Raw genomic sequence first — 13,355 nt, 5'->3', positions numbered from 1 at the left:
AGTTCACATGTTAAGATTCTATCAAATTTAACGAAATAAAAACACCTAACATGTTAATAATCAATTAAATTGATAATACTACAAAGTTAAGAGACTACAATTTTAAACTCTTCTAGCTTTTAAAATCATTTCCCGACCTGAATTAAATTGAGTAACTTGCATTAAAATTAATTGAAGTATCAAAATGGTTGAAATTGAAAGAAAGTTTCTTGTAAAATCTGAAGATTTTAAAGAACAGGCTTTTACTCAAAATAAAATTGCTCAAGGTTATTTAAGCTCCATTCCTGAAAGAACCGTTCGCGTGAGAATTAAAGGCGACAGAGGCTTTTTAACAATAAAAGGAATTGGACATCAGGGAGGAATGACACGTTTTGAGTGGGAAAATGAAATTCCCTTTGAGGAAGCCCAGGAATTGCTGAAATTATGCGAAAAAGGAAAAATTGAGAAAACTCGCTTTGAAATTAAATCCGGAGATCATGTTTTTGAAGTCGATGAGTTTTATGGCGAAAACGAAGGCTTGATTATGGCCGAAATTGAGCTAAAATCTGAAAATGAGACTTTTGAAAAACCGGACTGGCTTGGAGAAGAAGTCACAAATGACAAAAGATACTATAACGCGTACTTAAGCAAAAACCCTTATAAAGACTGGGAAAAATAACTGATTTATGACAGATTATGATTTGATTATTGTGGGAGGCGGACCAATTGGTCTTGCCTGTGCAATTGAGGCTCAAAAGAAAAATTTAAATTACTTAATAATAGAAAAAGGTGCGATTGTAAATAGTATTTTCAATTATCCGCTGTATATGACGTTTTTTTCTACTGCTGAACGATTAGAAATTGGAGACATTCCGTTTAATTGTTTGGCGCCAAAACCCGGTCGCCAAGAAGCTTTAGAATACTATCGAAATATTCATCGCTATTTTAATTTCTCTATTAATTTGTTTGAAAAAGTTACCAAAATTGAGAAAAAAAATCAAAATCACTTTGAAATTGTAACGGATAAAAATAATTATAGTTCTAAGAACGTAGTTATTGCAACTGGTTTTTACGATATACCAATTACAATGAATGTAAAAGGTGAAGAACTACCAAAAGTTCGTCATTATTATAAAGAAGCGCACGAATATGCTTTCCGTAATGTTTTAGTAGTTGGCGCTAATAATTCATCTGTTGACGCAGCACTGGAATGTTGGCGAAAAGGAGCGAATGTAACGATGGTAATTCGTAAAAACGAAATCAACAATAGAGTGAAATATTGGGTTAAACCCGATATCGAAAACCGGATTGCAGAAGGAAGCATTAAAGCTTATTTTGAATCAAATATCACTGAAATTAGAGATAATGAAGTAGAAATTGAAACTCCGGAGGGAAAAATTACTATTGAAAATGACTTTGTTTTAGCGTTAACAGGTTATAAGCCTGATTTAAATTTTCTTGAAACTATCGGAATCCAACTTTCTAGTGACGAATTAAAAATTCCAGTTTACAATCCTGAAACAATGGAAACAAATATAGAAGGATTATTTCTTGCCGGAGTTGTCTGTGGCGGAATGCAGACGCATAAATGGTTTATTGAGAATTCAAGAATACATGCTAAAATGATTGTGGATTATATTACTTCAGAATAAAGTTTTGCCACGAATTACACGAATTTTCACTAATTTTTTTAAAGCTGTCGCATTGAGCGAAGTCGAAATGCTTTGCGTAAATTCTTTCCCAAAGACTTGAAACACTCAAATAGTAAAATTTAATTCGTGAAAATTCGTGTAATTCGTGGCAAAAAAAAACTTTAAGAACTACAAGAAAGCATTGAACAGCCAACTTTTGATCTTGCCCAATCAGGACGTTTTGCAAACCATTTTTCATATTCCGGTTGCTCGTCATATGGTTTTTGCAAAAGTGTATAAAGTTCGTCAATTAATGAATAATCTTCTTTATCAGCAGCATCGATGGCAAGTTGTGCCATATAATTTCGAAGCACATATTTAGGATTTATCAGGTTCATTTTTTGAGAACGTTCTTCATCTGATAAACTTTCAGCTTTTAATCTTTCTAAATATTCTGAGAACCATTTTGTCCAAATCTCTAAAATTTCTCCAGAAACTTCTTCCGGTTTGTAAAATGAATATTTAATTTTCTCAATTGCTTCTGGTGCGAAATCTGATTTTTCAACAGTACTTAAATTTCTGAAAAAGATCGTCATATCTGTTTCTGTCAGTTGCAAATTATTCTCTAAATCTGCTATTAATCCGTTGTCAGTTTCAGTTGAAGTAAACAATCCTAATTTACTTAAAAACATTTCTTTATAATCCGAATTAAAATCATTCATAAACGATTCTAAAACCTTTTCTAACGGCTCAGCTTCGTTTATAAGAGGATAAAGTGCATTTGCTAATTGATACAAATTCCATTGTGCTACTTGTGGCTGATTCCCGAAACGATATCTTCTATTTTGACTATCAGTTGTATTTGGTGTCCAGTTTGGATCATAATTTTCAAGCCAGCCATATGGTCCGTAATCTATCGTTATTCCGTGAATCGACATATTGTCTGTATTCATTACGCCATGTACAAAGCCAACGCGTTGCCAATGTAGAATCATTTCTCGTGTTGTATCGGCAACTTTTTTGAAAAATTGCAAATATTGTTCTTTTGGTTCACCGGTAATTTCCGGAAAGTAATGCGTAATTGTGAATTCAACGAATTGTTTTAAATTTCTCAATTCGTTTCTGGCAGTCAGCATTTCAAAACTTCCAAATCTGATAAAAGATGGAGCAACACGGCAAACAATTGCGCCTTTTTCATATGCAGGATTTCCATTATATAAAACATCACGCAAAACCTGATCTCCAGATAAGATTAAAGAAAGCGATCGAGTAGAAGGAACTCCTAAATGAAACATGGCTTCAGCGCATAAATATTCTCTAATTGAAGAGCGTAAAACAGCCAAACCATCTGCAGTTCTTGAATACGGCGTTTTTCCTGCTCCTTTTAATTGAAGCGTGTAAAACTGATTATCATGTTCAATTTCAGTCAAATTTATAGCGCGTCCGTCACCAAGTTGTCCGGCCCAGTTTCCAAACTGATGTCCAGCATAACACATACCAAACGGCTGCGTTTCAGGAAGAATTTCTTTTCCTGAAAAAACATTTAGAAAATCTTCAGATTTGGTTTCTTCTTTTGAAATTCCAATTAATTCAGCTACTTCTTCTGAAGCATGAATTAGTTTAGGATTTGAAGGTTTTGTTGGATTTACATATGAAAACAAGGTGTTTTTCACCTGACGAACTTCATTTGTTAAATCTGGATCGGCAGGCAATTCAGCTGTAAATCGATTATTTATTTTTAAATTTTTCATTTGTGGTATTTTTTTTTTGCCACTCCCGATAGCTATCGGGATACACAGATTAAAAGGATTCTTTTTGCTTCTTGGTAAATCATTGAAGATATTTATAAAAATAATCTTAATCTATGTAATCAGTGGCTAAAACTTAAATTAATCTATCGGCGTACATTTTTTTCAGTTTCTGCACTTTTGGATCAATTACGATTTGACAATAACGCGCATCCTGATTGTTGTTATAATAATTTTGATGATCTTCTTCGGCTTCATAAAAAACCTCGAAAGCGGTCAATTCTGTTACGATTTTATCATCATAAAAAGGCTGAACTTCTTCGAAAACCTTTTGAGTAATTGTTTTTTGTTCTAAATCATGATATAGAATAATAGAACGATATTGTGTACCAGCATCCGCACCCTGACGATTAAGTGTTGTAGGATCGTGACTGGTCATAAATATAAAAATCAAATCGTGGTATGAAATTATGTCAGGATCAAAAGTGACTTGTATGACTTCCGCATGTCCGGTTCTGCCAGTACAAACTTCACGATAGGGTGGATTTTTAATAAAACCTCCCGAATAACCTGATTTTAAGGATTTTACTCCGTTTAAACGCTGAATAACAGCTTCAATACACCAAAAACATCCGCCACCAAAAGTAGCTGTTGCTAAATTTCCCATAGAATAGTATTGTTTATTATTTTAATGCCTATTAATCCGATAGAATATTATGATAATTTATTAAAAAAAGAACCGATTAACTAAAGATACTGATTGGTTCTTTAAAATTTGAAGTTTAGTATTGATAAATTCGCAATTGTATAAAAAAGCAATATATTTGCAATCAAACTCAGGCACACCTAATGAACAGCAAAAATAATACCATCAGTTTAGAAACTTATTTTAAGGATTTTCGTCAAAATATTGTGGGAATTAATCAGGAATTTACTTCCCCATTTGGCAAAAAACGAATAATTTATACTGATTGGACTGCCAGCGGAAGATTATATCGTCCAATTGAAGAGAAATTACTCAATGAATTTGGGCCTTTTGTGGCTAATACACATACTGAAACTACTGTGTCAGGTACTGCCATGACAAAAGCGTACCATCATGCCAGACATATTATTAAGCGTCATGCTAATGCTAATCATGATGATGTTTTAATTACCGATGGAACTGGAATGACGGGCGTTGTAAATAAATTTCAGCGTATTCTAGGTTTGAAAATTCCTGAAAACCTTAAAAGCTGCACAACTGTTCCTGCAGAGAAAAAACCTATCGTTTTTATCTCCCATATGGAGCATCACTCTAATCAAACTTCTTGGTTAGAAACCATTGCCGATGTTGAAATTATTCCGTCTTGCGAAAAAGGACTTTTCAGTCTTGATCATTTGCAGGAACTTTTAGAAAAGTACAAAGACAGAACCATAAAAATTGCATCAATTACTTCATGCTCCAATGTTACGGGTTTAAAAACGCCTTTTCATGAGGCAGCTAAATTAATGCATCAATATCACGGTGTGTGTTTTGTTGATTTTGCCTGTTCCGGACCTTATGTAGAAATCGATATGCATCCGGCAGATTCTGAAGCTTATTTAGATGCCGTTTTCTTTTCACCTCATAAATTTTTGGGCGGACCCGGAACTTCTGGTGTTTTAATTTTCAACAAGAAATTATACAATAATATGATTCCGGATTGTCCTGGCGGAGGAACGGTAAGCTGGACAAATCCTTGGGGCGAACACAAATATATCGATAATATTGAAGACCGTGAAGACGGAGGAACTCCAGGATTTTTGCAGGTTATAAAAACTGCTTTGGCAATTGAGCTAAAAGAAGAAATGGGAATCGAAAACATTTTGCAGCGTGAGCATGAAATTGTAGATTATGTTTTTAATGAATTGGAACCTGTTGAGAATATAAAAATTCTAGCCGGTCAACATAAAGACAGATTAGGCGTTGTGTCATTCTTTATTGAAAATCTTCATTTTAATTTAGGCGTAAAATTACTGAATGACCGTTTTGGAATTCAAACTCGTGGCGGATGCAGTTGTGCCGGAACTTATGGGCATTTTTTACTGCATGTTGATCAGGAAACTTCAAATAAACTAGTGAATGAAATTACAATTGGTGATTTGATTAAAAAACCGGGATGGATCAGAATGTCAATTCACCCAACGACGACTGATGAAGAAATTGCTTATGTATGCGATAGCATTAAAGAATTAGCTAAAAATCATGAAACTTGGTCTTTGGATTACTCTTATAATAAAAACACTAACGAGTTCGTTCATAAAAATGCCACTTCGTTTGAAGATGAATTAGTAGAGAGCTGGTTTAAATCTTAAGACGCTAAAGATAACAAACCCTACAGGTTTTAAAAACCTGTAGGGTTTGTCGTTTGTTACTTTTTATAAAAATTATATTTCTTGCTTAGCCCCGATAGAAGTGGAAATCCTTTTGTGCTGGGGTTCAGCACAAAAGATTGAAACGGATAGCGGGATTATTGTTAAATTGAAAACTGATTTTTCTGCTTCTTAAAAAAAACTACATAATTAATCGGACTCCGCCGAGATCTGAAACCCGATATGAAAATTTATTTCCAGGTGAAGCTATAAACATAAAGTTTTTTGGGATATTCCATTTTTTAGAAAGCTCATCAATCATTTCCGGTCCAAATTCTCCTTTTATTTCAAGATATTCGATATCAATATCGTCATACGCACGATCTAGAACTTCAAGATCTTTTTTTAGTGCAATATTGGTTTCTTCATTCTTTTTGACATGAACAATTTTTAGTTTTTTTGTAGTTTCGTTGTTTTCAACATATTGCAGAACTTTATTTAAAATTGCAATGTCATCACCTTTGGTAAAAAAAACAAATTCCTGAGAATTAATTTTGATACTTAAATTTTGAAGATAGCGATTACTCAAAATTACCATTCGGCGTAGTGGCTGGTAAAAATACTCGAGTGCTTCTATTAAAAGTTTTATCAGAATTACACGATTCAGCATTATTCCAATAAAAATTAAAGATGGAATCATGTATTTCAAAAAAGTATAAAAAGCATTGATGTTTAGCTCCATATTGCCGATAAAGGCAGCAACCACAAAAATTACGGCTGCAACTACAGCGATACCGCGGGCACGTTCTGGTCTTGGAAGTTTTTGACGCTTGAATTTCAGCAATAAATTTCCAATTCCAAACAAAGCCATTACTGCCAGAAAAGAAAACGTATAAACTCCCGCAAGCGATTCTAAATGTCCCTGAGTAGCAAAAAGTACTGAAATACAAAGAATTAAAAAGCTTATTACAATTCTGTAATGTGAGCCTCTTTTATTTTGCTTTAGGAAATAATTTGGTAAAATTCGATCTAAAGTCATACGGTTTAATAATCCAGAAACACCTACGAACGAAGTTAATACGGCTCCGCACAAAACTAAAACGGCATCTATTGAAATAAGCCAGGCCAACCATGAACCGCCGGTTGTTTCACCCAAATGTGCTAAAAGCGATTCTTTGTTTTCTCCAACCTCCGTTAACGGAATTACACTAATTAATAAAATAGCAATTACAGGATTGAAGAAACTGACAATCGCCCACATGTTGCGAAGTGTTTTAGGAAAAATTCCTTGTTGCTGTTCTTCAACAAAATTTGCAGAACTTTCAAAACCGGATATTCCGAGCATGGCAGCAGAAAATCCGAGGAAAAGTGCGGTTTCAATACTTCCTGTAGCAAGTGGAGTCTGCCAGTTTATATGAAAAGTTTCGAGCCCATTAAAAAGTAAAAAACACACAGATGCCAAAACCAGCAAAGTCAATGTCGTTATGTGCGTAATGAAAATAATTACGGCTACAAAAGCAGATTCGCCAATTCCTAAAATTGCCAAACAGGTAAATAAAATTAGGATCACAACGGTTGCAATAGTAATGTTTAGACCTTCAAAAATTCCGTGCAAATAATGCATTCCTTCTGAAGCCGAAATTACTGCCGTTGCCATATACGACAAAACGGTTAGAGTAGCTGCAAGCGACGCCAACCGTTTTGTAGATGTATTTAATAAAACGTTGTAAGCTCCTCCATTTAAAGGAATTGCACCGACAACTTCACCATATATTTTTCGGAATAAAAATAAAACGACTGCAACAATTAGCAACGAAATCCATGCATATTGACCAGCATATAAAATTGTTAGCGCCGAAACGTACAAACAGGAAGAACTAATGTCATTACCGCAGATTGCTGTTGCCTGCAATTGATTCAGTTTTTTGTGTACAAGTTCTTTCATAGTTATTCAGGTTAATAACAATCTTGATGCTTAATTACTATTGATAAAACACAAGAATCTTCGCAACAAACAGATAATCAAAATATTACCTTATGAATTTAAGAATTTTATTTGGATTCCCGAAACTTTTTAAGCGACAATAAAGCTTGCTCTTTTATTTTTTTATGAAAAAATCCTGTCCAACCTAACAAATATCCGGTAGGACCAAAGGCTTGCTTCGACCATTTCCAAACATCAAAACTATCAGTATGTTTAATAATTAATCCGTCCTGAAAAACAAACTCAGCTCTTATATTATTGATTACCTGACGGTTTGTTTTTGAAAAATTATAAGTTGCAATCCATCGCGCAGAACCGGAAAAATCATCGGCTTTTATATCTGAAAATTCGATTTTTATATTGCCTTTGCTTTTTTGAATCAACATTTTCCACATATCAGAAACCTGATCTTCTTTTAGTAAGCCAAATGCAGGATCGATAAAATGTATTTTTGGATGATAGCATTCGCTCATGGTTTTAGCATCAGCATTTGCAAAAGCGGTGTAGAATTTTGTAATTAAACTTTCGTTAGCATTCATGTAAAGATAATTTTGATTATAAATATAAGATTTATTTTACCAAATCATTTCCTTACAAGACACTTATTTCTTTGGCTGTATCGAAACTTTTTTTAGACGTATCGTATGCTGTTGAGAAATAAGCCTTTTTATTATATGCTGTAAAGTAATTAGTTTGATTACCAAAAACGCTCGAAGTACTTGCTACAATAAACCTGATAGCGTATATGTCTGTTTTTTTTAATTTATTCATCTCAGCCGGAGTAAAGTAGTAATATGCCGTTGTTCTTCCTTCTGCATCTTCTTTTACATTTTTATCTACACACGCAATTACATCAGCATTTGCCAAGTCTACATAAACACCTCCGGAAATTTTGGTTTTATCGTTGGCAGTAAGAATAGATAATTTTAAAATTCCACCTTTATCTGTTTTTGCAATTTGAACATTAATTTCTCCTGATAAAACATACTTTTCGCAAATGAAAGTATAATCCTGAGTTGCATTATAAGGCTGAGATCCCTTTACACTAATAGTTTGCTGTGCATTGGCAAACGTCGAAATTAAAACAAAAAGAAAGATAAGTGGCATTTTTAAAATCATATATATACTATTATTCGGTTACTTTTATATCAAATTTTTCGTCCCAATCCATCGATTTTATAGCAGAAACCAGATTGTTTTCATCAACAAAAACACGTAATTCTTTATTGGCAACCTTTTTTGTATACAAAGCATGATAACGGTAAATCACTTCGTTTTTTGTTTTATATACACCATCTAACTTCAAATCAATAAAACTTCCATAATATTGTCTAAAACGTTGGCAGGTTTTTGTCAATCTTTCCTCAGTTGTGTTATCCATAACAGATTTCGTTACTTCGGTTTCATTAAAAGGCTTAAATTTTGAAGTATTGCAGGTTTCCAATACGCGTTTACCTAATTCGTACGCTTTTTTCTGCTGATTTGAATTAATTTCAGTAGAAGCTACTTTTTTAATTTTTAAATCCTCTGTATCTCTGCTGATTGTTTTCGATTTACATCCAATTAACAGTAACAAACATATAATCAATCCTGCTTTCTTCATAACTATTTATGTTATTTTTAATAATAAATTAGGGTCGGGGCAGTTTTCAATATAAAAGTTAAGATCATTTGTATTGCAGACTCCCGGATAATCTCCCCAGTTTTCTTCAATGTTTTGGATGATTTGAAAATGTACATGAGGAGCGTAATCGCCATTGACAGCGGCATTTCCGAGAGTTGCAATTTGTTCTCCTTTTTTGAAAAACTTCCCGACAGTGAGACTTTCTATACTTTCTAACGATAAATGACCGTATAAAGTATAAAATTTTTCATTTTCAATTTCGTGTTCTAAAATAATCGTAGGGCCGTAATCGCCTAAACCAATATTGTTTTTAAAACTATGAACTTTTCCGTCAAGAGCAGCCAAAACAGGAGTTCCAACTTTGCTCCATAAATCCAGACCTATATGTATATTACGCTCCGGAATTGATTCGTTTTTAAAAATCGTACTTCTTTTATACAAGGTACGACCTTCAATATAACCTCCGTAGGCAACTTCTGCATTGTTTTGTTTTAAATAATTTGAAATAAAATTCTCAAATTCGATAGCATTTTCAGGATTACTTTCGACTAATTCCTGATTAGTAACCGATAAATCCAAAGCGACATATCGAGAAAAATCAATACTTGAATCAATAATCTTAGTAGGTGGTAAGGCGTTTAAAATAGAGGCAAGGGTTTTCATAAATTTAGATTATTCAACTTTTTCAATTATTATTAATTCATTATGAACCTCAATGCGGGGCAGCATTTTTGAGGAAAACAATTTAGGGTTTATTTCCGAAATATATTTACGATTTCTAACATTATGTGCCTCATCCAAGATCATGGTATTAAAAAGAATAAAACCCTGATTCTTTAACAAAGAACAAATGCGATTACTAAAAAAACTTTCAAACAAAAAATTCGGCATTTTAATGTCTTCAAAAATATCGACAATAATCAAATCGTATTTGTCTTTGGTTTTAAGCACAAATTCAAAAGCATCATCAATAACGATTTCCAATTGTTTAATATCCTTAAGGTTAAAATACTGATTTGCAATTTCAATCATATCAGGATCAATTTCAACGCCGGTAATTTTACCTTTATATTCAATTTCATCAACCAAAGTTTTGATAACACTTCCGCCAGCAACTCCCAAAACCAAAATATGACTCATTTCTAAAATAGCGTCATATCCAATATTTCGTAAACCGTACCTTAATATGCGTTGTAAACTCCCATAAGAATAATTCGTGTTTTCAGAATCTAAAACCAATTCGCCATTCGCCCAGGTTACTTCAATAATTTTACTTCTTGAAGATTTTTTTTTGAATATTTTGATTGGAATAAAATAACTGAAAAGTTTTTGAATCATTTTGTAATGCTTTTACTCAAAAATACCATTTAAATCTTTTATTTTGCACCAAATATTAATTTTTAATGAAGAAACTGTTATACAAATTTATCTTCTTTAAGCTAATGGGCTGGAGAATAGTGGGATTGGAGAATGCTAATGTAAAAAAATGCGTCCTGATGGTTATGCCACATACCAGTAACCATGATTTTTATTTGGGAATTTTTACCCGTGGAATTTCTGGATTAGAAATGAATTGGGTAGGAAAGAAGGAATTGTTCAAATTTCCTTTTGGATATTATTTCAGAAGCGTTGGCGGCGAACCATTAGATCGTTCCGGCGGATTGAATAAAGTAGATTCGATTGCAGCAATTTTTGATCGTAAAGAAGTTTTTCGTTTAGCTGTTGCTCCTGAAGGAACGCGTAAAAAAGTAAATGAGCTGAAAAGCGGTTTTTATTATATCGCACTTAAAGCAAATGTGCCAATTGTTCCTGTCGCTTTCGATTGGGGTAAAAAAGAAGTAAACTTAGGAACACCATTTTTTCCAACTGGAAATTATGAAGCCGATTTAGAAATTTTAAAAAAACACTACAAAGGTGTACTAGGAAAAATTCCTGATAACGGATTACAATTCTAAAAATTCATTATTTTTCCAATTGAGTGAGAATCGCTTAATTGGAAAACAATTTCAAAATTTTTCAAATACGCAAAATTTCTGAATCAGGGATTGAATGCCTTAAATGTCCCGTTTTTATAAAAAAAGACAATTTTTTCAATTTCACTTTCTTGAGAAGAATATAATTGATTCTTTTTTGAAGAAACATTTTGTCCTCCATTTTTAACTTCATTATTTTCTATTCCTGAAAATAAGTCAAACGTTTCCAATTTTTCATTCGACGGAAAAGGGGAGGCAATATTTTCGTTTTCCGAATTTGAATCGATCTTTTGATTTATAATCTCTTCATTATTTTTTGGAAATTCTCCCTTTCCGTTTAAAAGCCAATACAAATCAACATCGGGAAAAACTTCAAGAATTTTCATTACAAAATCAAGACTCGGTTTATTTCGACCAGAAAGAAGGTGCGACATGCTGGAACGCTGCACTCCAATTTTATCTGCAAATGAAGAGGCATTTATACCATAGTAATCCAGTATAATTTCTAGTCGTCTGACAAAATCTTCTATGTTTACCATTGTAAATTATTTTAAGCATTCTACATGTTTACAAATGTAACTAAAATTAAAAACATAACCTATTATGCAATATAAATCTACGGTAAACATGTTCTTTATTATAAATTAACACTTTACTTAATTTAGTTTAAATAATTGAAAAACAATAAAATAATAGCCTAAATATAAACAAATAACATTTGTCAATTAAATTAATCCCAAAGGTGGTGAAATTTACACAATACATGTTTACAATTCTGAATTATCAGTATTTTTACTAGTTTACAATTGTAAAAATAAAGATGTTTACTTTTGTAAACTAATCAAATCACAAATGAATTTAGAAGAATTATTTAGTCAGAACAAAGAACTTTCAATTGAAGGACGCTATCTAACTTTAGATCATATCCAACCTTTATTAGATAAATTAAACACCAATAATCAAGTCAAAATTATTGGCAAATCAGTTTTAGGCGCACCTATATATAGTTATGAAATTGGCACTGGCGCTACACGTATTTATCTATGGTCGCAAATGCATGGCAACGAAAGCACAACAACAAAAGCGCTTTTTGATTTTATAAATGTGTTAAACAATGGATCTGACTTTGCAAAAAAAATGCTTGATACATTTACATTTTACAGCATTCCGATACTAAACCCAGATGGAGCGAAGTTATATACACGTGAAAATGCAAATAAAATTGACTTAAATCGTGATTCACAAAATCTAACGCAGCCAGAAAGCAATGTCCTTAGAAATGTTTTTGAAACTTTCAAACCACATTACTGCTTCAATTTGCACGACCAGCGCACTATTTTCGGTGCGGGTGAAACAGGAAAACCGGCAACGGTTTCTTTTTTAGCACCTTCTTATAATGAAGAACGAGAGATTAACGAAAACCGATTGAAAGCGATAAATTTGATTGCAGGATTAAATGATGAGCTACAAAAATATATCCCTGGACAAATTGGCCGTTTTGATGATTCATTTAATATCAATTGCATAGGAGATACTTTTCAGTTTTTAGGAGTTCCTACCATTTTATTTGAAGCAGGTCATTACGCGAACGATTACGATCGTGAAATTACCAGAAAATACATCTTTTTCTCACTAATTACGAGCTTTAAACTTATCTTCGAAAACGATTTAGTTGATAATAGAATTCAAGATTATTTGAATATTTCACAAAATAAAGTCGTTTTTTATGATTTTATGTATAAAAATATCAAAATAAATTATGATGGTATCGAAATTATTACGAATTTTGTCGCACAATACAAAGAAGAATTGATTGAAAATAAGATTCATTTTAATGCTTATATAGCAGAAGTAGGTGACTTAGAAAATTATTTTGGACATTACGAATATGACGCAGAAGGTGCAGTTTATTCTGATGATTATGATAATTTGCCGAAAATGAATCAAAAAGCAAATTTTTATTTAAATAAAAATACTAAATTTGTTAACGGGTTGATAAAAAGTTAATTTTTATGTGAATTTGTTGTTTTTTATATATATTTTTATACTTTGTAATAGCAATTAGTAATATTAATTAAAGAA

The 13,355-nt window shown here is 32.5% G+C and carries 14 protein-coding genes; 5 read left to right on the top strand and 9 right to left on the bottom strand.

Annotated features, from left to right (window positions below; translation table 11 throughout):
- The first annotated feature begins 184 nt into the window (after nucleotides 1-184).
- Both BD847_RS05240 and BD847_RS05235 read left to right on the top strand, forming a co-directional pair.
- Complete coding sequence (locus BD847_RS05240) at nucleotides 185-658, top strand: CYTH domain-containing protein (RefSeq protein ID WP_115887190.1); 474 nt, start codon at nucleotides 185-187, stop codon at nucleotides 656-658.
- A gap of 7 nt (nucleotides 659-665) precedes the next feature.
- Nucleotides 666-1,631 carry a YpdA family putative bacillithiol disulfide reductase gene (locus tag BD847_RS05235; protein ID WP_115887189.1) on the top strand — a complete coding sequence of 322 codons (966 nt, stop codon included), beginning with the start codon at nucleotides 666-668 and terminating at the stop codon, nucleotides 1,629-1,631.
- 161 nt (nucleotides 1,632-1,792) lie between these two features.
- Here BD847_RS05235 and BD847_RS05230 read toward each other — a convergent pair whose 3' ends face one another.
- Both BD847_RS05230 and msrA read right to left on the bottom strand, forming a co-directional pair.
- Nucleotides 1,793-3,361, bottom strand: a complete 1,569-nt coding sequence (locus tag BD847_RS05230) for a protein adenylyltransferase SelO (protein ID WP_115887188.1) — start codon at nucleotides 3,359-3,361, stop codon at nucleotides 1,793-1,795.
- A 133-nt stretch (nucleotides 3,362-3,494) separates the two neighbouring features.
- Entirely contained in the window at nucleotides 3,495-4,025 is a 531-nt protein-coding gene (gene msrA, locus BD847_RS05225) for a peptide-methionine (S)-S-oxide reductase MsrA (protein ID WP_115887187.1), read from the bottom strand.
- Nucleotides 4,026-4,207: 182 nt separating this feature from the next.
- Between msrA and BD847_RS05220 the strand changes: the two genes are divergently transcribed.
- Nucleotides 4,208-5,695, top strand: a complete 1,488-nt coding sequence (locus BD847_RS05220) for an aminotransferase class V-fold PLP-dependent enzyme (protein WP_115887186.1) — start codon at nucleotides 4,208-4,210, stop codon at nucleotides 5,693-5,695.
- Nucleotides 5,696-5,894: 199 nt separating this feature from the next.
- On the opposite strand, the gene BD847_RS05215 is transcribed toward BD847_RS05220, so the two are convergent.
- The 6 genes from BD847_RS05215 to BD847_RS05190 all read right to left on the bottom strand — a co-directional run bounded on the left by BD847_RS05215 (nucleotide 5,895) and on the right by BD847_RS05190 (nucleotide 10,638).
- The gene (locus tag BD847_RS05215; protein WP_115887185.1) at nucleotides 5,895-7,637 is read right to left on the bottom strand and encodes an APC family permease; all 1,743 of its coding nucleotides are present in this window, start codon (nucleotides 7,635-7,637) and stop codon (nucleotides 5,895-5,897) included.
- A gap of 107 nt (nucleotides 7,638-7,744) precedes the next feature.
- On the bottom strand, nucleotides 7,745-8,215 hold the full coding sequence (locus tag BD847_RS05210; protein ID WP_115887184.1) for a nuclear transport factor 2 family protein: 471 nt from the start codon (nucleotides 8,213-8,215) through the stop codon (nucleotides 7,745-7,747).
- Between the two features lie 52 nt (nucleotides 8,216-8,267).
- Nucleotides 8,268-8,783 carry a hypothetical protein gene (locus BD847_RS05205; RefSeq protein ID WP_244201559.1) on the bottom strand — a complete coding sequence of 172 codons (516 nt, stop codon included), beginning with the start codon at nucleotides 8,781-8,783 and terminating at the stop codon, nucleotides 8,268-8,270.
- A 22-nt stretch (nucleotides 8,784-8,805) separates the two neighbouring features.
- Nucleotides 8,806-9,279, bottom strand: coding sequence for a hypothetical protein (locus BD847_RS05200; RefSeq protein WP_115887182.1), 474 nt, complete (start codon nucleotides 9,277-9,279; stop codon nucleotides 8,806-8,808).
- Between the two features lie 6 nt (nucleotides 9,280-9,285).
- Nucleotides 9,286-9,963 carry a peptidoglycan DD-metalloendopeptidase family protein gene (locus tag BD847_RS05195; protein WP_115887181.1) on the bottom strand — a complete coding sequence of 226 codons (678 nt, stop codon included), beginning with the start codon at nucleotides 9,961-9,963 and terminating at the stop codon, nucleotides 9,286-9,288.
- Between the two features lie 9 nt (nucleotides 9,964-9,972).
- Complete coding sequence (locus BD847_RS05190; protein ID WP_115887180.1) at nucleotides 9,973-10,638, bottom strand: spermidine synthase; 666 nt, start codon at nucleotides 10,636-10,638, stop codon at nucleotides 9,973-9,975.
- A 65-nt stretch (nucleotides 10,639-10,703) separates the two neighbouring features.
- Here BD847_RS05190 and BD847_RS05185 point away from each other — a divergent pair, with 65 nt between their 5' ends.
- A complete protein-coding gene (locus BD847_RS05185) occupies nucleotides 10,704-11,255 on the top strand; it encodes a 1-acyl-sn-glycerol-3-phosphate acyltransferase (protein WP_115887179.1) in 552 nt (183 codons plus the stop codon).
- Nucleotides 11,256-11,338: 83 nt separating this feature from the next.
- Here BD847_RS05185 and BD847_RS05180 read toward each other — a convergent pair whose 3' ends face one another.
- A complete protein-coding gene (locus tag BD847_RS05180; RefSeq protein WP_115887178.1) occupies nucleotides 11,339-11,812 on the bottom strand; it encodes a helix-turn-helix domain-containing protein in 474 nt (157 codons plus the stop codon).
- Between the two features lie 313 nt (nucleotides 11,813-12,125).
- Here BD847_RS05180 and BD847_RS05175 point away from each other — a divergent pair, with 313 nt between their 5' ends.
- Nucleotides 12,126-13,280: a M14 family metallopeptidase gene (locus tag BD847_RS05175; RefSeq protein WP_115887177.1), complete on the top strand. Its 1,155-nt coding sequence runs from the start codon at nucleotides 12,126-12,128 to the stop codon at nucleotides 13,278-13,280.
- The last annotated feature ends 75 nt before the right edge of the window (nucleotides 13,281-13,355 follow it).

The organism is Flavobacterium cutihirudinis (assembly GCF_003385895.1).
Taxonomy (GTDB): Bacteria; Bacteroidota; Bacteroidia; order Flavobacteriales; family Flavobacteriaceae; genus Flavobacterium; species Flavobacterium cutihirudinis.
The sequence above is the reverse complement of the archived record's forward strand: the minus strand, read 5'-3'. Positions and strand labels throughout refer to the sequence as shown.